Origin of the sequence: Nocardiopsis sinuspersici (assembly GCF_001998325.1) — a bacterium.
Taxonomy (GTDB): domain Bacteria; phylum Actinomycetota; class Actinomycetes; order Streptosporangiales; family Streptosporangiaceae; genus Nocardiopsis; species Nocardiopsis sinuspersici.
Map to the genome: position 1 here is coordinate 3,475,546 of NZ_MCOK01000001.1, position 24,163 is coordinate 3,499,708.

17 protein-coding genes are annotated in these 24,163 nt (G+C 73.0%); 10 read left to right on the forward strand and 7 right to left on the reverse strand.

Annotation, left to right across the window (positions count from 1 at the left end; genetic code table 11):
• Positions 1-80: 80 nt before the first annotated feature.
• The 4 genes from NOSIN_RS15050 to NOSIN_RS15065 all read left to right on the forward strand — a co-directional run bounded on the left by NOSIN_RS15050 (position 81) and on the right by NOSIN_RS15065 (position 3,511).
• Positions 81-611 (forward strand): YbhB/YbcL family Raf kinase inhibitor-like protein, encoded by a 531-nt coding sequence (locus NOSIN_RS15050; RefSeq protein WP_077691345.1) that lies wholly within the window; start codon positions 81-83, stop codon positions 609-611.
• Positions 612-853: 242 nt separating this feature from the next.
• Positions 854-1,900 carry an ATP-grasp domain-containing protein gene (locus NOSIN_RS15055; protein WP_077691346.1) on the forward strand — a complete coding sequence of 349 codons (1,047 nt, stop codon included), beginning with the start codon at positions 854-856 and terminating at the stop codon, positions 1,898-1,900.
• 14 nt (positions 1,901-1,914) lie between these two features.
• The gene (locus NOSIN_RS15060) at positions 1,915-2,703 is read left to right on the forward strand and encodes a 3'(2'),5'-bisphosphate nucleotidase CysQ family protein (protein ID WP_077693605.1); all 789 of its coding nucleotides are present in this window, start codon (positions 1,915-1,917) and stop codon (positions 2,701-2,703) included.
• A 238-nt stretch (positions 2,704-2,941) separates the two neighbouring features.
• On the forward strand, positions 2,942-3,511 hold the full coding sequence (locus NOSIN_RS15065) for a DUF1707 SHOCT-like domain-containing protein (RefSeq protein WP_077691347.1): 570 nt from the start codon (positions 2,942-2,944) through the stop codon (positions 3,509-3,511).
• A 33-nt stretch (positions 3,512-3,544) separates the two neighbouring features.
• Here the strand turns inward: NOSIN_RS15065 and NOSIN_RS15070 are convergent, their stop codons facing one another.
• Entirely contained in the window at positions 3,545-4,039 is a 495-nt protein-coding gene (locus tag NOSIN_RS15070; protein ID WP_077691348.1) for a DUF3145 domain-containing protein, read from the reverse strand.
• 485 nt (positions 4,040-4,524) lie between these two features.
• Between NOSIN_RS15070 and NOSIN_RS27800 the strand changes: the two genes are divergently transcribed.
• The 3 genes from NOSIN_RS27800 to NOSIN_RS15085 all read left to right on the forward strand — a co-directional run bounded on the left by NOSIN_RS27800 (position 4,525) and on the right by NOSIN_RS15085 (position 7,949).
• A complete protein-coding gene (locus NOSIN_RS27800; RefSeq protein WP_227015303.1) occupies positions 4,525-5,049 on the forward strand; it encodes an RNA polymerase sigma factor in 525 nt (174 codons plus the stop codon).
• Entirely contained in the window at positions 5,046-5,486 is a 441-nt protein-coding gene (locus NOSIN_RS15080) for a hypothetical protein (RefSeq protein WP_077691350.1), read from the forward strand. Before NOSIN_RS27800 ends, NOSIN_RS15080 begins: the two co-directional genes overlap by 4 nt.
• Before the next feature lie 306 nt (positions 5,487-5,792).
• Positions 5,793-7,949, forward strand: coding sequence for a CHAT domain-containing protein (locus NOSIN_RS15085; protein WP_077691351.1), 2,157 nt, complete (start codon positions 5,793-5,795; stop codon positions 7,947-7,949).
• 5 nt (positions 7,950-7,954) lie between these two features.
• Here NOSIN_RS15085 and NOSIN_RS15090 read toward each other — a convergent pair whose 3' ends face one another.
• From NOSIN_RS15090 to NOSIN_RS15110, 5 genes are all read right to left on the reverse strand, one after another.
• Entirely contained in the window at positions 7,955-8,608 is a 654-nt protein-coding gene (locus tag NOSIN_RS15090) for an MBL fold metallo-hydrolase (RefSeq protein WP_077691352.1), read from the reverse strand.
• 120 nt (positions 8,609-8,728) lie between these two features.
• Positions 8,729-9,550 (reverse strand): enoyl-CoA hydratase-related protein, encoded by an 822-nt coding sequence (locus tag NOSIN_RS15095; protein ID WP_077691353.1) that lies wholly within the window; start codon positions 9,548-9,550, stop codon positions 8,729-8,731.
• A gap of 297 nt (positions 9,551-9,847) precedes the next feature.
• Positions 9,848-10,429 (reverse strand): hypothetical protein, encoded by a 582-nt coding sequence (locus tag NOSIN_RS15100; protein ID WP_077691354.1) that lies wholly within the window; start codon positions 10,427-10,429, stop codon positions 9,848-9,850.
• A 334-nt stretch (positions 10,430-10,763) separates the two neighbouring features.
• On the reverse strand, positions 10,764-11,342 hold the full coding sequence (locus NOSIN_RS15105; protein ID WP_077691355.1) for a DUF5998 family protein: 579 nt from the start codon (positions 11,340-11,342) through the stop codon (positions 10,764-10,766).
• 86 nt (positions 11,343-11,428) lie between these two features.
• On the reverse strand, positions 11,429-14,149 hold the full coding sequence (locus NOSIN_RS15110; protein ID WP_077691356.1) for a bifunctional acetate--CoA ligase family protein/GNAT family N-acetyltransferase: 2,721 nt from the start codon (positions 14,147-14,149) through the stop codon (positions 11,429-11,431).
• 288 nt (positions 14,150-14,437) lie between these two features.
• On the opposite strand from NOSIN_RS15110, the gene NOSIN_RS15115 reads away from it, so the two are divergent.
• Complete coding sequence (locus NOSIN_RS15115) at positions 14,438-15,373, forward strand: sugar kinase (protein WP_077691357.1); 936 nt, start codon at positions 14,438-14,440, stop codon at positions 15,371-15,373.
• Between the two features lie 632 nt (positions 15,374-16,005).
• Here NOSIN_RS15115 and NOSIN_RS15120 read toward each other — a convergent pair.
• The gene (locus tag NOSIN_RS15120; RefSeq protein WP_077691358.1) at positions 16,006-18,177 is read right to left on the reverse strand and encodes a RecQ family ATP-dependent DNA helicase; all 2,172 of its coding nucleotides are present in this window, start codon (positions 18,175-18,177) and stop codon (positions 16,006-16,008) included.
• A 265-nt stretch (positions 18,178-18,442) separates the two neighbouring features.
• Here NOSIN_RS15120 and NOSIN_RS15125 point away from each other — a divergent pair, with 265 nt between their 5' ends.
• Both NOSIN_RS15125 and NOSIN_RS15130 read left to right on the forward strand, forming a co-directional pair.
• Positions 18,443-21,346, forward strand: coding sequence for a glycosyl hydrolase (locus NOSIN_RS15125; protein ID WP_077691359.1), 2,904 nt, complete (start codon positions 18,443-18,445; stop codon positions 21,344-21,346).
• 256 nt (positions 21,347-21,602) lie between these two features.
• Positions 21,603-24,089 (forward strand): DNA gyrase/topoisomerase IV subunit A, encoded by a 2,487-nt coding sequence (locus tag NOSIN_RS15130; RefSeq protein WP_077691360.1) that lies wholly within the window; start codon positions 21,603-21,605, stop codon positions 24,087-24,089.
• The last annotated feature ends 74 nt before the right edge of the window (positions 24,090-24,163 follow it).

Genomic DNA, 24,163 nt, shown 5'->3' on the forward strand with positions numbered 1-24,163 from the left:
GGGCCCGGGACCGTGCCCCGCTTCCGCCGGGACCCGGCCGGGCCGCAGAAGCCACCCAGACGAACGAAGGAGGCCCCTTCGTGGCCATGCCACCCTCCCCCTACGACTTCCTGCCCCAGGTCGCGTCGTTCACCGTCACCAGCGACGACGTGGCCGACGGGCGGACCCTGCCCAAGGCCCAGGTCAGCGGGATCATGGGCGCCGGAGGCGAGGACGTCTCACCGCACCTGTCCTGGAGCGGCTTCCCCGAGGGGACGCGGAGCTTCGCCGTCACCTGCTTCGACCCGGACGCGCCCACCGCCAGCGGCTTCTGGCACTGGGCGGTGGCGAACATCCCCGCCGAGGTCACCGAACTGGCGACGGGCGCCGGCGACGGCTCCGGCCTGCCGGAGCAGGCCGTCACCCTGCGCAACGACGCCGGGGCGCACCGCTACATCGGTGCCGCTCCGCCCCCCGGGCACGGTCCGCACCGGTACTTCTTCGTGGTGCACGCGGTGGACGTCCCCCGTCTGGAGGTGGACGAGTCGGCGAGCCCGGCCTTCCTCGGCTTCAACCTGTTCTCACACGCCCTGGGCCGCGCGATGATCACCCCGGTCTACGAGCAGGAGTAGCGAGGAGGAGCCCACGGGCACGGGGGCCGGTGCTGCGGCGCCGCCGCGCACCCGCCCCTTCCCACGGAGGCCGGTGGGCACGCGCGAGAGGCCCCGCCGGTTCACCCGGCAACCGGAACCGGCCAATCGCGGGTCATCCGGTGACCTGCGGTCTAGGCTCGTAAACCCATCCTCCACACGTCCACCGACCGCGCTTGGAAGGACCGAAGGTGCCACAGCAGCCTGCGAGGAAACCCACCGTCGTGGTCACCACAGCGGGGTCGGCTCCCACCCCCGACACCATTCTCCACCTGCGCGAACACGGCTTCCGTGTGGTGGCGACCGACGTCGACCCCGCCGCGCCCGGCCTGTACCTGGCCGACCGCGGGTACCTGGTGCCGCCGGGTGACAGCGACGCGTTCCTGCCCCGGATGCGGGCACTGTGCGCGGACGAGGACGCCGCCGCGGTCGTCCCCCTGGTGGACGAGGAACTGGTCCACGTGGGTGAACTGGCCAAGGACGGGGTGGCGGTCCTGCTCCCCCGGCTGGACTTCGTCACCACCTGCCTGGACAAGTACGTGCTGATGCGGGAGCTGGAGGACGCCGGGATCGGGGTGCCGCGCACCTGGCTGGCCTCGGAGTGGCCCAGCGACGCGGCGGGATCGGCCTCCGGGGGCCTCATCGTCAAACCGCGCACCGGACGGGGCAGCCGCGGGGTGGTGGCCATCGACTCGGTCCGCGACATGGCCCAGGTGGTGGCCGAGGGCGGCTACGCGGCGGACGAGCTGATCGTGCAGGAGAGGATCACCGGCCCCGAGTACACGGTGTCGGTGGTGGTGTGGCGGGACGGCGACGTGCAGGCCGTGGTGCCCAAGGAGGTCGTCCTCAAGCAGGGGGTCACCAGGTACGCGGTGACCCGGCGCCACGAGGAGGTGGTCCGCACCTGCCGGGCGGTGCAGACCGCGCTGCGCGCCGACGGACCGTTCAACGTGCAGCTGTGCCTGGACGGGAAGGGCCGGCCGAGGGTGTTCGAGATCAACCCGCGGTTCTCCTCCACGGCGTCGCTGACCGCGGCCGCCGGGGTCGACGAGATCGCCGGCCTGCTGGGGCAGGCCGTCGCCGGCGGTCCCCGCCTGACCGACGACTGGCGCGAGGGGGTGGCGATGGTACGGCGGTGGACGGACGACTTCCTCAGCGAGTCCGAGTTCACCGCGCAGGGCATCACCCCCGCGCCCGCGGGCGCTTCTACGCTGCCCCGGCGGATGCCGTCGGGCGGCCAGGCCCCCGCGGTGCCGGTGCGTGCCCGGTGAGCGTCGTACGCGAAGTGGCCGGCGGGCACCCCCTGTCGGAGGCGGTGGCCACGGCGGTCGTGGAGGTCGGCGGCCTGCTCCGCGCATGGCGGTCCGACGCCTCCGCCCGCAGCGGGGTGTGGGAGGGCGACCAGTTCAAGGCCCGGGCCGACGCGATGGCGCACCGGGCCCTGTCGGAGCGGTTGGGCGGGGTCGACGGGCGGATCCCGGTGGTCAGCGAGGAGGATCCGGACTCGCTGCGCGGGGAGCGTCCGCCCCGCTACTGGCTGATCGACCCCATCGACGGAACCGCCAGCTACGTCCACGGGTTCCCCGGATACGTGACGCAGGCGGCGCTGGTGGTCGGGGGGCGGCCCGAGGTCGCCGCTGTGTTCGCCCCCGAGTCCGGGACCCTCTACACGGCCGTGCGCGGACGGGGCGCGTGGCGCGACGGCCACCCGATGCCCTCCTGTGAGGCGTCCCCGCCCGGCCGGGGCGTGCTCACCGACAACACCCCCGAGCCGTCGGGGATCGCCCGCCGGGTCCACGAGCACTTCGGCTACGGCGCCTACCTGGAGAGCGGCAGCATCTCGCTGAAACTGTGCCTGGTCGCCGACGGCTCCGCGCACCTGTTCGTCAAGGACGTACCCGTCCGCGACTGGGACGTGGCCGCGCCCGCACTCGTCCTGGAGGAGGTGGGCGGTCTGGTCACCCGCCTGGACGGCACGCCGTTCGACTACCGGGGAACCTACGAGCACACGGGACTGGTCGGGTGCGCCGATCCGCGGACCTGCCGGACCGTCGTCCGCTGGCTGGCCTCCTGAGGGGGCGTCCGGGTCCGTCCGGCATGCCGGGGAGCCCTCTTCCGGGCCCCTTCCGAACCCCTTTCCCGGGGCTCCTCACCGGCCTCTCCCGGAACGGCTCCAAAACGGCTCGGCGAGGCGTCCTCGCAGCTCCGGGGCTTTCCGCGGGAGACCCCGGCTCACTTTCCGTGTATCCCTTTTCCACACCGGGTGCGACGCGTATCGTGTGGTCACCAGCTCGCGCCTTTGGGGGTGGGAAGTGGAGGACGAACGCCTGCCGCTGAACCGGATGCGCGCCTCGGACGCCGAACGCGACCTCACGGTGGAGCACCTCACCACCGCGTTCGTCGAGGGCCGCCTGGACCACGAGGAGTACGACCACCGGGTCGGCCTGGCACTGGGCGCCGTGCTCCTCGGCGAACTGCGCTCGCTGACCGCCGACCTCCCGGTGCCCGGCCCCTCCGTCCACGGACCCCCTCCCGGCCCCGGCCCCGCCTGGTCCGGCCCACCGGACCGGCGGTACCCGCGGCACGGGCCCCGGCCGGAAACGGCGCGCACCGACCCGGGGTTCCAGCGCGATCCCCGTCCGCGGTGCCGGCACGAGCCCCCGGCCGAGGGCGACCTGTCCGTTCTCTCCGTCCCCTGGCGGGAGTGGGGCGACGAGTGGCGCTGGTGGCTGGGCGTCGCGGTGCTCCTCACCAGTGTCTGGGGCGTGGTCAGCCTGCTGGACGGGGAGCTCGTGCCCTACTGGCCCCTGGTGCCCCTGGGCATATGGGCCTCCGTCCTGCTCGCCTCCGCCATCTGGCCCAGCGAGGAGGAGCCGCCCTGACCGTCCGGGCGCCCGCCCGCTCCCGCCCGGTGCTCAGCCCACCGCGTGGAGCCAGCGCACCGGAGCACCGTCGCCCGCGTAGCGGAAGGGCTCCAGCTCCTCGTCCCAGGCCCGGCCCGTGAGGCGCTCGATCTCGGCGGCCAGCTCGACGCCGTCGGCGGCGGAGCGCTCCACGGCCAGGCGCAGGCGGCCCTCCGGTACGAGGACCTCCCCCGCGGCGCTGGTGAGGGCGGTGAACATGCCGAGGGACGGCGTGTAGCTGTAGCGCACGCCGTCGCAACCGGGCGACCCCTCCTCCGTCACCTCGAAACGCAGGCGCTGCCACGTGTTCAGCGCGGAGGCCACCGCGCCCGCGGTTCCGGGCCTCCCCTGCCAGTTGAGCTCGGCCCGGTGGTTGCCGGGGGCCGCGGGCTGGGCGACCCAGTCGAGTTTCACGGGTACTCCAACGACGCCCGCGACCGCCCACTCGACGTGTGGGCACAGCGCCGCGGGCGCGGAGTGGACGTACAAGACGCCACGTGCGGACACCGAACCTCCTGATACGAACGAGTGCGCTTCCCCGACGCCCTCGTACCACGAGAAGGTTGCATACCCGCCTGAATTCTCCTGCCCCATTGTGCCCCAAGGGCACACTGAGAACCAGCGCTCACACTGGTCTTTTCCAGCGTTCCCGCCGTGTCCGGAGGCCCCAGAGACTAGCGTGAGCCCCGGCGAGCGGAAGTCCGATCATAGTGGGGGCGGGTTTGCCAGACCAGTCGCACAAGGACGTCCAGAGCACCCGAGCCTCTCCTCAAACCGTACTTTCGACCTTTTCTCGGGATGAAGCAACCTCGTCCTCTCCGGCCGCGGCCACAACCGGCCGCGGCACGGCCGACCCCGGAGCAGACGGCCCCGGAGCGAATGGGGCACCGTCGGACGCCGGCGGACGGGACGTCGGCACGTCTTCGGTCCCCCCTCCGACCCCCGCCCCCGACGCCTCCCCCGGTGACGCGGAACTCGTCCGGCGGGCCTGCCTGGGTGAGCACAGGGCGTGGGAGGCCATCGTGGACCGGCACCTGCCCGTCGTGAACGCGGTCGCCCGCTCCTACGGCCTGTCCGCCCCGGACCGGGAGGACGCCGTGCAGACGGTGTGGCTGACCCTGAACCAGCACCTGCCCCGCCTCCGCTCCCCCGAACTGCTCCGCGCCTGGCTGCGCCGGGTCACCCGCGACGTCTGCGGCCGCCAGCGCCGCCAGAGCGCCCGTCTCCGGCCGGTCGATCCCCAGAGCCTCCCCCGGGACGCCTCCGCCGGGGCTCCGAGCCCCGAGTCCGCGTACCTGCGCAAGGAGGAGCGCGACGAGCTGCGCCGAGCGGTCCTGCGGCTGACCGACCCCGGAGAGCGGCGTGCCGCCCTGCTCTACCTCGACGGGAACGCCGGCGAGCCCCTCGCGCCCGACGGCCCCCGGTCCGCCGACGGCCCGGGGAACCCGAGGGCCGCCACGAACCAGCGGCGCCGCATGCTCCGCAGACTCCGCCGCCTCCTGGAGGAACCGACGTGAGGAACCGACCCGGGACCGGCCCCCTCCCGACGTGGGCCCTGGAGGGGAGGTCGTCCGCCCTGGCCGCCTTCGGCCGCGGCGACGACGCCGCCGACGTGGCACGGCTGACCGGGGAGGCGACGCCCACCACCGAGGTCCTGCGCTCCGCCGGTGAGGAGGCGGACGGTGTGGCGGTGGCCGTCCTGCGGTTCGAGCACGGGGAGCTCACCATGGATGTCCAGGTCCACTCGGAGGGCGGGCTGCGCGCCCTGTCCGGGCTGGCCACCGGGGAGTGCGAGCACGCGGTCCTCCACGTGCGCCGTCCCGGCTCCTCCGACAGCCTGCGGGTCGGCGAGGACGGCAGGTTCACCCTGTCCGGCCTGGCCCGCGGGCCGATCAGCCTGTCCCTGAGCCGGATGGGCCACCCGCCGGTGGTCACCGACTGGTTCACCGTCTGACCGGACGGCCGTCCCGCGCTCCCGGCCCGTCCGGTACCGCACCGCCCGGCGCCGCCCTGGCGCTCCGGTGCCCTGATGCTCCGGTGCTCCGGTGCTCCGGGCCGCTGTGTCCCAGGCGTCACAGTACGGGACGCTCCGAATCCGGATTGGGGGACAACGTGAACACCCTCCCGATCGTGGTTCTTACCCGGCTTCGTCCGGGTTCGCGCACGCCGGGTTTCCCCGGATCGGCTCCGACCACTCCCGCCGGGCCCCCACCGCTGTTATCCCTGGGACCGACACCCCCTCGGTGAAAGGCACCCGTACGTGTCCCTGCGCGCCCAGCCGGCATCCCCTCCCCCGGACTCCCCCTCGGCCCCTCCCCTCCCAGGCGGGCGGGGCGAACTCGACCACACCGTGCTGCGCTCCGGCAGATCGCTGCTCGCCCGGGTCACCCGCGGAGTCCTGCTGGCGCAGGAGGGCGGCATGTTCGAGCAGACCGCGGAGCTGCTGACCGACACCCATCGGCGGCTCCGCGGCCACCCGGTGGCCGAGTCCGTGACGGTGATGCCGGGGGTCCTGCTCAACCTGGGACTGGCGCAGACGCTGTGCGGACGCTTCGCGCAGGCCGAGGACCACCTGTGCGAGGCCCTCTCCCTGGCGGAGGAGCGCCGCCTGCCGCTGATGGACATGGTGGTCCGCCAGAACCTGGGGTGCCTGAGCCTCTACCGGGGCGACGCCTCCGGGGCCATCGCCACCTTCCACGGCCTGACCGACCGCCTTCCCCCGGAGCGGCGGGAGGCCCTGCACGTGGACCTGGCCGAGGCACTGCTGGCCGAGGGGCTGGTGGAGGAGGCGGCGACGGCCCTGGCGGACGGCCCCTGGGCCGACGGCGCGCCCGCGTCGGCCAACACCATGCTGGTGGAGGCCAAACTGTGGCTGCTGCGGGGCGACCTCCTCCGTACCGTCGAACTCACCCGCCGGGTCCGCCACATGTTCGGCACCGGCTCCCTGTGGTACCGGCTGGCCGCGCGCCTGGAACGGATCGCGGTGCGCGGCGACCGGTCCCGCCCCGTGTCCCGGGCACGGAACGCCCTGGCCGTTCGGAGGCCGTTGGCGGTGGCCCGACCGCACGGAGGGGCCGCGCGGCACCGGGCGCTGGACGCGCTCGACCGCGCCGCGCCCCGTCTGCCGGGGCCCTGGCTCGCGGAGGCGGGAAGCGACCCGCACGTCGTCCAGGCCGGGCTGGAGAGCGCGCTGGAGGCCGGGGACGCGGCCGCCGCCCTGGAGTGGGCGGAGCTGGCCCGGACCTGGGCGGTCCCCCACGTTCCCGGTCCCGGGCTGCGTACGCCGGCGACGGTCTCACTGGCCGAGCACTACCGGGACGCCCTGGTCCACGGGCGCGACCCCGACACCGCCGCCCGACGCCTGGAGTCCGCCCGCTGGCAGGCACACCACGAGACCCGGTCCGCGCGGCCGTCCGGCGCACCGCCGCCCTCCGCGCCCGCGCGGGGGCACGCGGGCGGCCCGCCACGGGACTCCCGCGTCCGGCCCGTGGCCGACGCGCTTCTGGAGCGGCTCGGCGACCGGGCGTTCGTCCGGTACACGCGGGCCGGAGGGGAGGCCGTGGCGCTCGTGGCCGTGGCCGGGCGGGTCCACGCCCGGGTGCTGGGGCCGCTCCGCCACGTGGCACGGGTACTCGGCCGGTTCGTGCATCCGCTGCTGCTCCCCGGGCACGCGTTCGGGACCGGCGCCCAGGAGGCGGCCGACGCCGCCGCCGACGCCCTGCTCGGCCCGCTGCTGCCACTGGTCGGGGACCGCCCGCTGGTGGTGGCGGGCGATCCCTACCTGGGCGATCCGCCGTGGGGCGTGCTCCCCCCGCTACGGGGACGTCCGGTGCACCTGGTGCCCACCGCCCGGTTCTGGCTGGACCACGCCCCCTCCGGCACCGCCGCGCCCGCCGTGCCGGAACGGGTACTGCTGGTGGCGGCGCCCGGCCCCGCCGGGGCCGGGCGCGAGGTGGCCGGGCTGGCCGGCCTCTATCCGGGAGCGCGTGTGCTCACCGCCGACCGGACCGGGCGCTTCGACGTGCTGGCCGCCTTCGGGGAGGCCGACCTGGTCCACCTGGCCGGGCACGGGCGCGTTCCCCACCGCTCGCCCATGCTCGCCTCGGTCACGCTGGACGACGGCCCCCTGCTCGCCTGCGACCTGGCCGCGCTGCCCCGGGTGCCGGGCGTGGTGGTCCTGTCCACCTGCTGGAGCGGCCGGGGCTTCGCGGGCCGGGCCGGGGCTCCGCTGGGCTTCGTCGGTGCTCTGCTCGCCGCGGGGGTGCGCGCGGTGGTCGCCAGCCCCGTCCCCGTCGGGGACTCCAGGACCGACGTGGCGATGCGCCGTTTCCACCGCGCGTTCGCGAGGGGTGTGCCCCTGCCCGAGGCGGTGGCCGTTCACCTCGGGCGGATCGGCTTCTGCTGTTTCGGTGTCTGAGGCCCCTACCAGCCGCGCTCGCGCCACTCGTCCAGGTGCGGGCGCTCCACTCCCAGGGTGGTGTCGCGCCCGTGCCCGGGGTAGACCCAGGTGTCGTCGGCCATCGAACCGAACAGGCGCTCCTCCACGTCCCCGAGCAGAACGCGGAAGTCCTCGTCGGACCAGGTGCGGCCGACACCGCCCGGGAAGAGGCTGTCACCGGTGAACAGGTGGGTTCGACCGTCGGGGTCGTCGTAGCGCAGGGCGATCGACCCGGGGGTGTGCCCGCGCAGGTGGATGACGGTCAGGAAGCTCTCCCCCACGGGGACGCGCGTCCCGTGCACGACGGGCTCGTCCACGGAGACCGGGAGCTCCCCGCTGTCGTCGGGGTGGGCGACCGTGCGGGCACCGGTCTGGCCGACAACCTCGGCCAGTGCCTGCCAGTGGTCCTGATGGCGGTGGGTGGTGATCACCCTCGTCAGGCCGTTCTCGCCGATCAGTTCCAGGATGCGGTCGGGCTCGGCCGCGGCGTCGATGAGCACGGCCTCGTCGGTGGCACGGCAACGTAGCAGGTAGGTGTTGTTGTCCATCGGCCCGACGGCCAGTTTGGTGATCGTCAGATGCGTTAGTCGTCGCAGGTCGGGGGGACCACCGACCCTGGTATCTCCGGAGTAACTCACCCGACCATTGTGACCTGTCGTCGGGAGCGGACGCACCCGGGTCGCACGGGTCGGACACCCGGTGACGGGGTGTCCGACCTTCGGATGTCGCGGAGGGCGCCCCCAGCGGCCGGCGGCCGGCTAGCGGGCCCAGCGCGGCGGGCGCTTCTCGAAGAAGGCGGCACGGCCCTCGGCCGCGTCCTCGCTCCCGAAGAACTCGGCGGACAGCTCGCCCATCCGGGAGAAGGCCTCGGACCGCCGGTCGGCGGCGGCCAGCGCGCCCGAGCCCAGTTCGCCCAGGAGCTCCTTGGTGCGCGACAGCGCGCGCGGCGCCGACGCCCGCAGCCCCCGCAGGACCGTGTCCACCGCGTGCTCCATGTCCCCGTCGGGGACGGCCCGGGTGATGAGGCCCGCCCCGGCGGCCTCGGAGGCGTCGAACACCTCCCCGGTGAGGAAGTAGTGGCTGAGCTGGCGCGAGTGCATCCGGGCGGACACCGGGACGGAGATGACGGCGGGGACCACGCCGATGCGCACCTCGGTGAAGGCGAACGTGGCGCTCTCGGGTGCCAGCGCGATGTCCGCGGCGGCCACGAGCCCTATGCCCCCGGCCCGGGCGGCACCGTTGAGGACGGCGACCACCGGCTTGGGCGCGCCCATGATCTGCTCGAAGACCTCGGGGAGTTCGGGCGCCGGTTCGACCGGGGCGCCCCGGAGCGCCGCGCCGATCTCCTTGAGGTCGGCTCCCGCGCAGAACACGGGGCCCGTGCCGGTGAGCACGACACCGCGCACCTCGTCGTCGGCCACCGCGTCGGCGAGGGCCTCGGACAGTTCCGAGCGCAGCCGCGCGGACAGCGCGTTGCGGTTGCGGGGGGAGTCGAGGGTGATCGTGGCGATGGCCCGGTCGACGGTCAGGCGTACCAGGGGCGTGTCGTCCGAGGGTGTCGGGGAGGGGTGCTGCGTCATGGTGGGCGCCGGCCTTTCTCCGGGTGCGGGGAGGGACGGGAGCGCGCGGGTCCGTCGCGGCTCGCGTACACGCCCGGCTCGTGGCCGGACGCGTCCCGCTCGTGGCGTTGTGCACGGACAACCCTAGAGGGCCGGGTCGTCGGGACACCACGGCGCTCGCCGGTTCCCGGCCGTGTCCCCGTGTCACGTGAAGCGACGGAGTCCGCTCCCCGCCACCCGCGGCTCCCGTGCCGCCGTACTCCCGGAGCCGACGGGTCGCGGTGGGGCGCGGTCACGGAGGCGGGCGGCCGCCCTGGCTCAGGGCGCCGCGGAGACGGCTTCCGCCCTGCGCCAGGCGCGCCAGGCGAGTTGGGAGAACGGAATCACCACCAGCAGGTCGGCGATGTAGGCGACCCATTCGAGGCGAAGAACTCGGCCCAGCGGAAAGGCGACAGCGGCCAGGCAGATCAGGACGGACACCCACCATGGAGACATTCGGGTCCAACCGATGAGCACACCGAAGGCCAGAAGGGAAAGCGGAAAGAACGGACCCGGAATCCACAGCACAAGAACGCTCTGCGGCGGGTAGTCGCCGAACCGCGCCAGGGCCGCACGGCCCTCCACACCCAGCACGCCTTCGAAGAATCCCTGCAACCCGAAGGCGATGGTGCCGGACATCCCGATCAGGAGCACCAGCAACCACAGTCCGGCGACACGGGGGACGCGTTCGCGCAACCGCTCATATTCGCCGATCAGTCCGTACACCCAGGGGACCATGGAAAGCGCGATCAATATCCCACCGTTCACGCCGTAATGTCCGTCGACCCAGAAGAAAGGCGATGCGGCGAATATGACCGGCCCGGCGAAGAGTGCCGCCGCCTGCATTCGTTGCACGAGCATATTCGCAGGTTATGGCCGCGGCCTCCGGCCCACAAGCGAACACTCGGGAAGCCGGTGCTGTCGGCCCGGAACGGTTTTCCCGTCCTTTTCGCGGGAGGGCCCGGCGCCGTGCCCGTGCCGGGAACGGCGCCGGGCCCCTTCGGGGGGTCGGCCGCCGTCACGGCCGGCTTCACCCGCGCTCTTCGCGCCGACGCCGACGAAACCGTCGGCGACCGGCCGACCGCACGCCGTGGCCCCCGTGCGGCACCGGAGGCCCCCGCCTCGCGGCCGGGGATCCGGCCGGGGGCCGGAAGCCTCCTTCGGACCCGGGGAGGACCTCCCGGCTCCGGCGTCCTCAGCGGCGGGTGCTCGCCGCGGACAGGGCGTCGGCGAAGTGCATCATCGCCGAAACGGCCGGGGCTCCGTCCGCGGCCTCGCTCACACGCAGCGTGAGGGGCTCGGCGGTGATCGCTCCGGTGTAACCGTGGTCGAGCTCGCACGCCTCGTCCTCGCAGGAGGCCGGTTCGAGGTCGATGTGGGCGATCGCTCCCCAGTTCACGGAGAGGTTGACGCTCAGCACCAGCTCGCTGGGCAGGCTGCCCGGCGTGTACTGGGCGGGGTTGGGCACCACCCGGGTCAGGGCCACCGACTGGATGTTGCCCAACTGGATGCTGTCGGTCGTGGTGGAGGCGTGCGAGGTACCGCCGGGTTCGGTGGGCGGGTGCTCGTCGGTGTGGCACACCACGAGCCGGGTCGCGGTCAGCAGCATCACGGTGATGTGCCGCCGCATCTCCATGGCCGGGTCGAAGGTCGCCTCGTGGTGCACGATGAACGCCTCGGCGCTCTCGTCACCAAGGACATCGGCGACGGCGTCGATCACCAGCGCGGGGTAGTACCCGCTGCGCTCGATCTCCAGCCGCCAGTCCGTGGACACGGCACGTGTTTTCCTCATACCCCTATCCTGCCTCCTCCCCGTGACAGTTCGCGACCGGAACGTGAAACGGGACGCCCATCCCATGATCAGAACGTCACCCCGCGCAGTCGCCGGGGACCGACGTCCGGCCGTACCTCGGGGGCCTCGCGCAGCCACATGCGCGCGCCCAGCACGTGGGCGCCGGTGGCGTTGACCAGAACCGGGTCCAGGTCGACGTAGCCGACCTCGGGGAAGGCCTCCACCAGGCGCGACACCCGTATGAGGAGTTCCTCCAGGGCCTCCACGTTGGGCTGCTCGGCGAGCGAGGTCGCACCGGCGGGCAGTCCGAACAGCAGCGGGGCCGCGCGCACGGCGTGGATGAGGTCCGCGGCGTCCACGTCGGTGAGCGGCGCCAGCCGGAAGGACCGGTCGTCGAGCAGCTCGGCGGTCACGTCCGCCAGGCCGAAGGAGACCACCGAGCCGAAGGACTGGTTGTCCCCCGCCCGGATGACCGTGGGCACCCCGGGGGCGGCCATGCGCTGCACGACGAGCGAGGCCTCCTCGCCGAAGCGGTCGTGCAGGGAGGCGAAGGCGCTGCGGACGTCCTCGGGGGTGCGCAGGTCGGCGCGCACGAAAGCGCCGCCCGCCCTCAGGCGCAGGTCCGGGGAGTCGGCCTTGACCACCGCCGGGTAGCCCAGCTCCCCGGCGGCCACCACGGCCTCCTCCTCCGAGGAGACCGGGATGTCGGGGTAGGCGGTGATGCCGTAGCAGGACAGCAGCTCGCGGGCGTCCTCGCCGGAGATCGCCGTCTCCTCGTCGTAGCGGCGCTCCCCGCCGAACCAGGCGATGTCCTTCGTCTGGTTCGTGCTGTTCTTGAGCGCGCGGGCGATGGTGGCGCGGGCGCGGGCGCGGTCGATGTCGGGCAGTTCGGGGTGGCGTCCGGGTCTGCGGTTGCGCCACTGGGCGTAGCGGGTGGCGTAGGCCAGGGCGCGCACCGCGTCCTCGGGCGAGGGGTAGGAGGGCACCGACCCGCGCAGGGTCTCGCCCCGCTCGCCGACCTGGCGCAGCTCGTCGGGGATCCCCTGGCGGGCCAGGTAGGTGGTGACGATGGGCTTGGCCGAGCTCAGGGAGCGGGCCCGCAGCACACGGGCCACGTCGTCGGAGATGGGGTGCAGCGCGGGGACGAACACCACCACGACCGAGTGCACGTCCTCGGCGGCCAGCACCGTCTCCAGGGCGCGGTCGAAGTCCTCCGCGGTGGCCTGGGGGCCCAGGTTGACCGGGTCGTGCGGCTTGAGCCCCTGGCGCACGGCCGCGTCCTTGACCAGCAGTTCCAGGGAGTCGGAGTTGCCGATGACGCCCACGCGGGGCCCCTCGGGCAGCGGCTGGTAGGCGAACACCTGCGCGGCGTCGAACATCTGCGTGATGTCGTCCACCCGCACCACCCCGGCCTGCTGGAACAGCGAGGTGACCGCGTAGTCGGGCAGGGCGAGCCCGCCCGCGGCGTGGCCGGTGGGCGTGGTCCGCGTCGAACCGCCGCTGCGCACCGCCACGACCGGCTTCTGCTTGGCCAGGCGGCGGGCCAGACGGGTGAACTTGCGCGGGTTGCCCAGCGACTCCAGGTACTGCAACACCACCTCGGTGGCCGGGTCCTCCTGCCAGTACTGCATGAGGTCGTTGCCGGACACGTCGGCGCGGTTGCCCGCCGAGACGAAGGTGGACAGGCCCATCCCGCGCTCGGCGACGCGCTGGAGGATGGCGCGGCCCAGGGCCCCGGACTGGGAGAAGAACCCGATGGTGCCGGTGGGCGGCAGGTCCGGGGACAGGGTGGCGTTGAGCGAGACCGCAGGGTCGGTGTTGGCGATGCCCAGGCAGTTGGGGCCGACCACGCGCATCCCGGCGGCGCGCGCGGTGCGCACCAGCTCGTCCTGGCGGACGCGGCCCTCGGGGCCGGTCTCGCCGAACCCGGAGCTGACCACGATGAGTCCGTGCACGCCCTTCTCGGCGCACTGCTCGACCACGTCGACCACCATGTCGGCGCGTACCGCCACGACGGCGAGGTCGACCTGGTCGGGGATCTCCAGGACCGAGGGGTAGGCGCGCACGCCCACGACCGCCCTGGCCTCGGGGTGGACGGGGTAGACGGGGCCCTGGAACTCACCGCCGAGCAGGTTGCGCAGGGCGGTCTGGCCGATGGTGTGCGCGGTGCGGCTGGCGCCGATGACCGCGACCGAGCTCGGGAAGAGCAGGCGGGCGATGGATCGCGACTCGGCGCGCTGTTCACGTGCCCGCATGACCTCGGTGGAGTCGTCGGTGGGCTGAAGGTCCAGGGTGAGCCGGATGACGCCCTCGTCGAAGGTCTGCTGGGCGGTGTATCCGGCCTCGCGGAAGACGTTGATCATCCGCCGGTTCTCGGGGAGCACGTCGGCGATGAAGCGGCGCATGCCGCGTTCGCGCGCGGCGGCGCCGATGTGCTCCAGCAGCACCGAGGCCAGTCCGCGGCCCTGGTGGGCGTCCTCCACGACGAAGGCGACCTCGGCCTCCTCGGGCGCCACCTTGTCGTAGCGCACCACGGCGACGAGGGAGTCGGAGATGGTGGCGACCAGCGCCACCCGGTCCTCGTAGTCGACGTTGGTGAAGCGCCTGATGTCGCGGTCGGAGAGCTTGGGGTAGGGCGCGAAGAACCGGTAGTAGATGGTCTCCGGGGAGAGCCTGGCGTGGAACTCGCGGAGCAGGTCAGCGTCTTCGGGGGTGATGGGGCGCAGGTGCGCGGTGCCTCCGTCGGTGAGGACGACGTCGGCTTCCCAGTGGTTCGGGTAGGACTGCACGACTGCGAGACTAGACGACAAACGGCCGAATCCGGGGAAAGTCCGCCCGGGTGCCGTGAAAACCCCGCTCGCAGGGCGCTGTCGGGCGCGTCTCCACAGGCCCGGTCCCAGGGTTTCGGTCCGGGCCCCGGTCGCCTGCCCTGCCGGGGTTCGGGGTTCCGGGAAGGAATCGGATCCGGTGTGGCCGGGGTGCTGTCACTTCGTTACACGCCGCTGACAGTTCACCTGTTAACGTCGTGCGAGCACGGAATCTCATAATCCTCGGCGGTGGTTGGCGAAATGACACGAGTGGTCGTGATCGGTGACCTGATGACCGACGCCGTCGCGCGCGCGTTCTACCCGTTGGCTCGCGGCAGCGACACTCCGGCGTCCGTGGTCATGTACGGCGGCGGATCGGGGGCGAACATCGCCTCGTGGCTGGCCGTGGAGGGCACCGAGACCACCTTCGTTGGTCGACGTGGCTCCGACATCACCGGGCGCACACGCGAGATGGAACTCATGGGCTACGGCCTGGACTCGCGCGTGGTGATGGACCCCGAGCGCCCCACCGGTACCTGCGTGGTGATGATCACGCACCGGGGCGACCGGACGATGCTGAGCGATCCGGGCGCCAACGCCCGCCTACAGCCCGAGGACCTGCCCCGCGACGTGTTCGGCCCGGACGGGCACCTGCACGTGTCGGGGTACACGCTGATCAACCCCGACTCCCGGCGCGCGGCCCGGGTGGCGCTGCGCATGGCCCGCGAGAGCGGGATGTCGATCTCGGTGGACGCCGGTTCGCACGCGCCGCTGGAGCGAGCGGGCGCGGAGAACTTCCTGGAGTGGACGCAGGGCACGCGCCTGCTGTTCGCCAACGTCGACCAGGCCCGGGTGCTCACCGGACGCGACGAGCCCGAGGCCGCCGCGAAGGTGCTGACCGCCTGGTTCCCGAACGTGGTGCTCAAGCTCGGCCAGGAGGGCGGCCTGTGGGCGTCCAAGACCCGTGAGGACTGCGTGACGGCGCCCGCCGAGCAGGTGGAGCCGTCCCCGGGGTCGGTGGGCGCCGGTGACGCGTTCGTCGCCGGTTTCCTGCCCGCGTGGCTGGCCGGACGCCACCCCAAGGAGGCGCTGTCCCGGGCGCACCACCTGGCTGCACGCGCCCTGCACCAGCCGGGCGCACGCCCGGACCTGGGCGAGGGCCAGCCGGTCCGCCGCGGCGCCCCGCGCGGCCAGCGCATCCGCTAGACGCCGTCGGCAGCGGCCGGGGCGGTGGCCGCGAGTGCTCGTCGGGACGTGCCCGGCCGCGGTGCTCCTGCTCCCCGTGACACCGTCGGCCTCCGCGACGACCCTGGGTTCTGCTTGGTGGACTCGGTCCCGTGCCACTGCACAGCGAGGGCGCCGACGGGGTTCTGGAGGATTCGCAGGTGGGGCTGCGAGGAACGAGCCGCCACACCGGAGGATCCGAAGGTTCCCGTACCCGCGGCGCCCGAACACGAGGCGAAGCGCAGCGCAGCCTCAAAGACGACACAGCGAGGGCGCCGACGGGGCTGCCGGAGACCCCGCATATGCGCACGCGAGGCACGAGCGGGCGCACCGCAGGGACCGCAGGTTCCCGTACCCGCGGCGCCCGAGCACGAGGTGAAGCGCAGCGCAGCCTCAAGGAGAAGCGAGGGCGCCGACGGGGTTCTGGAGGATTCGTAGGTGGGGCTGCGAGGAACGAGCCGCCACACCGGAGGATCCGAAGGTTCCCGTACCTACGGCGCACGAGCACGGGGCGAAGCGCAGCGCAGCCTCCAGGAGACACAGCCCAGGCGCGGGACCGGCGTGGAGGGAGCCTCCTCGGAGTTTCACCCGTCCGCCGCGCGGACGCCGCCGGATCAGCTCCCGGTGGTGGCCAGGGTGAGCGGCAGGACCTCGGGGGCCCCGGCCCGGCGGAGCAGGGCGGCGCCCACGGTGAGGCTCCAGCCGGTGTCGACGAAGTCGTCGACCAGCAGTACCGGTCCCGGCGTCCGCTCCTGGAGCTCGGCCATCCGCCCGGCCAGCTCCTCTCCCGCGGCCAGGGCCGAGTACACCTGTTCCAGGCGCATCGCGCTGTTGTGCCTTCGGGGCCCCGGCCCCTGCCCGGTGCCGTACTCCAGCGCTCCCACGGGTGTGAGCCGCCCGAGCCGGGCCAGCCGTGAGGCCAGGTCGGTGATCATCCCGGGGCGGGTGAGCGAGGGCATCACCACCACTCCGACGGGGCGGCGCTCCCACCCCCAGGAGGCCAGGACCCGCACCACGCCCTGGACCACGCGCTCGTCCACCGGCGCGTCGGGGGCGTCGGCCGCCAGGACACGGCGCAGCTCGTTGCCCCAGCCGATGTCGGTGAGGCGGCCCAGTGCGCGCCCCTCCCCGGCCCGCAGCTCCTCCTTGATCTTGCCGGACAGGTCCACGCCCAGGGTGCTCATCCCGGTCGGCCACTGGCGGCGCGGCGCGATCGGGGTGCCGGGCCGGTCCAGGTGCTCGGCGGCGGCCTCACGCCGGGTGGAGTCGACGTCGGTGGGCCAGTACTCCCCCGTGCAGACGTCGCAGCGCCCGCAGGGAACGGCCTCCGGGTCGTCGAGCTGGCGGCGCAGGAACTCCATCCGGCAGGTGCCGAGGTCGATGTAGTCGAGCATGGCGCGCTGCTCGCGCTCGCGTGCGCGGCTGACGGCCTCGTAGCGCTCGGCGTCGTAGGACCACGGTCGGCCGGTGGCCTCCCAGCCGCCCCGGACCCGGCGGACGGCGCCGTCCACGTCCAGCACCTTGAGCATCTGCTCCAGGCGGGTGCGGCGCAGGTCCACCCGGGTCTCCAGGTGGGCGGGCGACAGCGGCCGGTCGGCGTCGGCGAGCACCTCCAGGGTCTGGCGCACGGTCTGCTCGGGCGGGAAGGACAGCCCGGCGAAGTACTCCCAGATCTGGGTGTCCTCACGGCCGGGGAGCAGCACCACCTCGGCCCGCTGCACGCCGCGGCCTGCGCGGCCGACCTGCTGGTAGTAGGAGATCGGGGACTGCGGGGCGCCCAGGTGGACGACGAAGCCCAGGTCCGGCTTGTCGAAGCCCATGCCCAGCGCGCTGGTGGCGACCAGTGCCTTGACCCGGTTGGCGAGCAGGTCGTCCTCGGCCTCGCGGCGCTCGTCGGGGTCGGTCTGGCCGGTGTAGGGGCGCACGTCCATGCCCTGCTCGGTCAGGAAGCGGGCGGTCTCCTGGGCGGCGCTGACGGTGAGCGTGTAGACGATGCCCGAACCCTGGATCTTGGGCAGGTGCTCGGCCAGCCAGCTGAGCCGGGCCGTGGAGTCGGGCAGCCGCGCGACGGCCAGGCGCAGGCTCTCGCGCTCCAGGGGGCCGCGCAGGACCAGGGTGTCCTCGCGCTCTCCGCCCGCCCGGAGCTGCTCGGCGACGTCGTGGGTGACGCGCTCGTTGGCGGTGGCGGTGGTGGCCAGCACCGGGACGCCGTCGGGCAGGTCGTGCAGCAGGGAACGGATCCGCCGGTAGTCGGGGCGGAAGTCGTGGCCCCAGTCGGAGACGCAGTGGGCCTCGTCGATGACGACCAGGCCCGCACCGGCGGCCAGCTCGGGCAGGACCCGGTCGCGAAACTCCGGGTTGTTGAGGCGTTCGGGGCTGACCAGCAGCACGTCGACCCTGCCCGCCGCCACGTCGGTGTAGGCGGCCTCCCAGTCGGTGGTGTTGGAGCTGTTGATGGTGCGCGCGTGGATGCCCGCGCGCTCGGCGGCGGCGATCTGGTTGCGCATCAGCGCCAGCAGCGGGGAGACGATGACGGTGGGGCCCGCCCCCTCGGCGCGCCTGAGCGCGGTGGCCACGAAGTACACCGCCGACTTGCCCCAGCCGGTGCGCTGGACGACGAGGGCCCTGCGGCGCTCGGCGACCAGGGCGTGGATGGCGGTCCACTGGTCCTCGCGCAGCCGGGCGGAGTCCCCGGCCAGGGCCCGCAGGTGCACCTCGGCGCGTTCGCGCAGCGCGCCGCCGGGGGCGTCGGTGGGGACGGTGTTGTCAGGAACGGGTGTGGCCATACGTCCTTTGGTACCAGAGCCCGGGGACCGACGAAGCGGTCGTCCACAGGCCCGGTCCCGACGGGAACAGGTCCAGACGGACATTTAGGCACTGAGTTCCAAAAAGGTGCACGAGGCCACCCGTGTAACAGTAAGGAAACTTTCCACTTTACCGGCATTGCGCTTCTCGGTGCCCGGATGAACACTCCTCGTCAGGGCTCACGTCTGGGAGCGCTCCCGCATGTACGGGGAGCCACCTCCCTCCAGAACGAGCGAAAGGCGCACCATGCAACACCCATGGAGTCGATCCGGTCCCGGGCGTCCGCGATCCCGGGCCTCGTCCCGGCGGAACGCGCGGTTCGGGGCGCTGGCGGCCGCGGCGGCACTCGCCGTCGTCGGAGCGTCCACTCCGGCCCTCACCCTCGACGGCGCCGGCACCGCGTCCGCGGCCGAGTCGGCGGCACAGGTCCCGGTGGGCGCGGGAAGCTACACCGACGCCCTCCCCGCGGGGGCCTCCGGCCCCTCCGACCTCAACGGCAACCCGGTCTCGCCCAAGGTCACCGACGACTACCAGGGCCCCGCCCCCACCAACGAGTGGTGGTCCTCCCTCATCTTCCAGCGCTATCCCGACAACCCGTACGGCGAGAACCTCTTCGCCCACCCCGCCAGCTTCCGCCCCCACGCGGGCGGGCTGGAGATGGGCTACCCGCAGGACCACCGGCTCGTCGGCGACGGCCTCAAGTACGAGCACCCCCACACCGCCGACCTGTCCCTGGGCACGACCGGGCTGGACTCCCCCGACACCCGGGTGGCCGACAGCGGCGACTGGACGGTCACCCCGCACTGGGAGGGCGGCGGCTCGTCCCTGCGCGTGACCATCGGCCAAGGCATGCCCTTCGCCTACGCCGAGACCGGCGGCGGCGACGCCGAGGTGGCCTTCTCCAGCCCGCCCGAGGTCTGGCACGAGGACGGACCGGTGGTCGGCGCGAGCGTCGACGGCCGCCACTACGCCCTCTTCGCCCCCTCCGACACCGCCTGGACCCGGTCCGGGAACACCTTCACCGCCGCCACCGGAGCCGACGGGCACTACTCCGTGGCGGTGCTCCCCTCCCCCGGCGACCTGGACGCCTTCGCCCCCTACGCCCACTCCTTCGTCACCGGCTCCGTCGTCGAGTACGGCTACGACGAGGCCGCCGCCACCCTGACCAGCACCTACCGGCTGGAGACCGAGGCGCGCGAGGGCGGGGAGACCGGCACGCTGATGGCGCTCTACCCCCACCAGTGGGACAACGCCACCACCGCGCTCACCGACCTCTCCTACGCCTCACCGCGCGGCGAGATGCGGGTGGTCGAGGGCACCGCCTTCACGACCGAGCTGACCACCCAGGGCGTCCTGCCCAGCCTGCCGACCGTGGAGAGCGCCGACCACGACCGGATGCGCCAGCTCATCGACGAGGTCCTCGCCGACCCCGAGCCCTTCCCCGAACCCGGCGACACCTACTGGGACGGCAAGGCCATGGGGCGCCTGGCCCAGCTCGTGCCCATCGCCGACTCCATCGGGTACACCGAGGCCCGCGACGAGCTCCTCGACCTGGTCAGGGGGCGCCTGGAGGACTGGCTGACCGCCGGCGGCACCCGCCAGTTCCACCACAACGCCGAGTGGGGCACCATGCTCGGCTACCCGGCCAGCTTCGGCGCCGCGCAGGAGCTCAACGACCACGACTTCCACTACGGCTACTTCGTCTCGGCGGCGGCCGTCGTCGCCCGCTACGACAGCGCGTGGGCCGACGAGGACTCCTGGGGCGGCATGGTCCGCCTGCTGATCCGGGACGTGGCCGAACCCGACCCCGACAGCGACATGTTCCCCCGCCTGCGCTCCTTCTCCCCCTACGCGGGACACGGATGGGCCTCCGGGCACGCCGGGTTCGCCTCGGGCAACAACCAGGAGTCCTCCTCCGAGGGCATGCACTTCGCCGCCGCCACCGCCCTGTTCGGCTCGCTGACCGGCGACGAGGAGCTGCGCGACCTGGGCGTGTACCTGCACACCACCCAGGCCTCCGCCATCGCCCGCTACTGGCAGGACCACGGCGGCGCGACCTTCCCCGACGACTTCGGGCACGACGTCGTGGGCATGGTCTGGGGCGACGGCGGCGACTACCGCATCTGGTGGGACGGCGGTGAGGAGGAGCACTACGGCATCAACTACCTGCCCATCACCGCCGGCTCGCTGTACCTGGGGTACGACCCCGAGCACGCCGGCGCCATGTACGAGTCCCTGGTGGACCGCCTCGGCCGCGAACCGCAGATCTGGCGCGACATCCACTGGGCGCACCGCGCCCTCTCCGACGGAGACGACGCCCTGCGCATGTTCGAGGAGCAGTGGGACACCTACGAGCCGGAGGCGGGCGAGTCCAAGCCGCACACCTACCAGTGGGTCTCCACGCTCGCCGAGGTGGGCACCGTCGACACCTCCGTCACCGCCGACACCGCGCACTACGCGGTCTTCGACGATAACGGCGCCCGCACCCACACCGCGTTCAACCCGGGACCGGAGCCCGTCACCGTCACCTTCTCCGACGGCGTCGAACTGCGCGTGGAGCCGCGTTCCCTGGCCTCCACCACGGGTGAGGGCGGCGGAGGCGACCCCGGCGACCCGGGAGACCCCGGTGACCCCGGTGACCCCGGGGACCCGGGGGACGGCGACATCGGTGACGGACGCCTCCACCTGACCCCCACCGCGCTCTCCGGCACCCCGCACGGCTCCGTCGACGAGATCACCGTGGCCTCCGCCGGAGGGAGCAACCAGGACGGCCTGCCGCCGGACGACAGGGTGGTCCTGCGCGCCGACGGCCTGACCGGCTCCCACACCGGCGGCTCCACGGCGTTCTCCCTTCCGGTGGACTCCGGGAGCGCGATCGCCAACGCCGTCCAGGTCCGCGTGGTCTACGACCTGGACGGCGACGGTACCGACGACCGGACGGAGACCTACCGCTACCTCGCCACCGACGACCTGGACGGCTGGGAGGAGTACACGCAGGAACAGGGCCTGGCGAGCGGTGAGGGCGCCCTCGGCGACATGAACGGCGGTTCGGTCCGCGTCGAGTTGTGGAGCGCCCTGGGAAACCAGTCGTCGAAGGTTCTGCTCGGCCCCGACGGCGGCGCCTCGATCACGATTCCCTTCACCGGCTGACGGCGACGGCGGTCGGCGGTCGGCGGGGCACCGCGGGGACGCCGCTCCCCAGGCGTTCCCGCGGTGCCCGGGAGGGGCCGTGACCAGCGGACGGCCCCCTCCCCGCACCATCCCCGACAGTGGTTCTCGCCCCGGCCCGCCCCCGGGGCGAAAACCGTCCCAAGGATGGGCGAAAACCACGCGTCGCACGGCTCACACACCTCCAACCACGCGCCTATGTACGTTTCAGTCTCTGGCACAGGCCAGAATTACGGACATGGCCCGTACTACTACCCGTCCCCCCGAGGATCTCGCCGAGAAGATCATCGACATCGACGTCTCCGAGGAGATGCGCGGCAGCTTCCTGGAGTACGCCTACTCGGTCATCTACCAACGCGCGCTACCGGACGCGCGCGACGGTATGAAGCCCGTGCAGCGGCGCATCCTCTACCAGATGAACGAGATGGGGCTCCGGCACGACCGCGGCCACGTCAAGTGCGCACGCGTCGTCGGGGAGGTGATGGGACGGCTGCACCCCCACGGTGACAGCGCCATCTACGACGCCCTCGTGCGCCTGAGCCAGTCCTTCGCCATGCGCGTGCCGCTGATCGACGGCCACGGCAACTTCGGCTCCCTGGGCGGCGACGACGCCCCCGCCGCCATGCGCTACACCGAGGCCCGGCTGGACCACGCCGCGGAGCTGCTGGTCTCCTCCATCGACGAGAACGTCGTCGACTTCAGGCCCAACTACGACGGCCAGGAGACCGAGCCCGAGGTCCTGCCCGCCGCCTTCCCGAACCTGCTGGTCAACGGCGCCTCCGGGATCGCGGTGGGCATGGCCACCAACATGGCCCCGCACAACCTGGGCGAGGTCGTCGCGGCCGCCCGCCACCTGATCGCCAACCCCGACGCCACCCTGGAGGAACTCACCGAGTTCGTTCCGGGCCCGGACCTGCCCACCGGCGGCACCATCCTCGGCATGGACGGCATCCGCGACGCCTACCGGACCGGCCGCGGCAGCTTCAAGACGCGCGCCACGGTCTCCATCGAGAAGGTCTCCGCGCGCCGCACCGGCCTGGTGGTCACCGAGCTGCCCTACAGCGTGGGTCCGGAGAAGATCGTCAGCCGGATCAAGGAGCTGGTACAGAACAAGAAGCTCCAGGGCATCTCGGACCTGAAGGACCTCACCGACCGCACCCAGGGCCTGCGCCTGGTCATCGAGCTCAAGAACGGCTTCAACCCCGAGGCCGTCCTGGAGGAGCTGTACCGCCTCACGCCGATGGAGGAGTCCTTCGGCATCAACAACGTCGCCCTCGTGGACGGCCAGCCCCAGACCCTGGGCCTGCGCGAGCTCCTCGAGGTCTACGTCAACCACCGCCTCGACGTGGTGCGCCGCCGCAGCGAGTTCCGCCGCACCAAGCGCCAGGAGCGCCTGCACCTGGTGGACGGCCTGATCGTGGCCCTGCTGGACATCGACCGGGTCATCTCCCTGATCCGCGAGGCCGACGACACCGCCGCCGCCCGCGAGGCCCTCATGGGCGCCTACGACATGTCCGAGGTCCAGGCCCGCTACATCCTGGACACCCCCCTGCGCCGCCTGACCCGCTTCGACCGGCAGGAGCTGGAGACCGAGCGGGACAAGCTCAACAAGGAGGTCGAGGCCCTCACCGAGATCCTGGAGTCGGACAAGAAGCTGCGCCGCCTGGTCTCCAAGGAGCTGGGCGAGGTCTCCAAGCAGTTCGCCACCCCGCGCCGCACCCAGCTCCGGGAGAGCGACGGCGCCTCGCGCAGCGCGGTGATCCCGCTGGAGATGGCCGACCAGCCCTGCCACGTGCTGATGGGCGTGCACGGCACCATCGGGCGGAGCAAGGGCGCCGCCGTGCCGCGCGTGTACGAGGGTCTGCGCACCCGGCACGACGCGGTCCACGTGTCCGTTCCCACCACCTCCCGTTCGGACGTCGGCCTGGTCACCGACCTGGGCCGGATGATCCGCGTTCCGGTGGTGGAGCTGCCCGAGCTGCCGGACGAGGTCGGGGAGGCCCCGCCGCTGGCCTCCGGGCTGGACGTGACCGAGTTCGTCCAGCTCGACGAGGGGGAACGGGTGGTGTCGGTGGTGTCGATGGACGCCTCCGGGCCCGGTTTCGTCGTGGGCACGCGCGACGGCGTGGTCAAGCGGGTCTCGCCCGACTACCCGCCCAACAAGGACGACTTCGAGATCATCACGCTCAAGGACGACGACCGCGTCATGGGCGTCACCCAGTTGTCCACGGGCGAGGAGGACCTGGCCTTCATCACCTCCGAGGCGCAGTTGCTGCGCTTCTCCGCGAACACCGTGCGGCCCCAGGGCCGTCCCGCGAGCGGCGTGACGGGGATCCGCCTGTCGGAGGAGGCGCGGGTGCTGTGGTTCGGCGCCGTGTCCTGTCCGGAGGACTCGGTGGTGGTCACCGTCTCCGGCTCCTCCGACGCCCTGGAGGGCACCCAGGCCGGCTCGGCCAAGGTCACGCCCTTCGAGGCCTACCCGTCCAAGGGCCGCGCCACCGGCGGTGTGCGCTGCCACCGCTACCTCAAGGGCGAGGACACGCTGCTGCTGGCCTGGATCGGCCGATCCCCCGCCCGCGCCGCGCGCGCCGACGGCAAGCCGGTGCGCCTGCCCGACCTGACCGAGCGCAGGGACGGGTCGGGTGAGGCCCTCCCCCGTGCGATCGTTACCGTAGGTAGTGGGCAGACCGACTCCGGGATCACCCCTTCCGGGGCCGGCGCCTGAGTTCTTCACCGATGTGCCGCGCGCACCGGATCCGCCCGGTGCGCGCGGCGCGTGTGCGACCACGGAACAAGGGA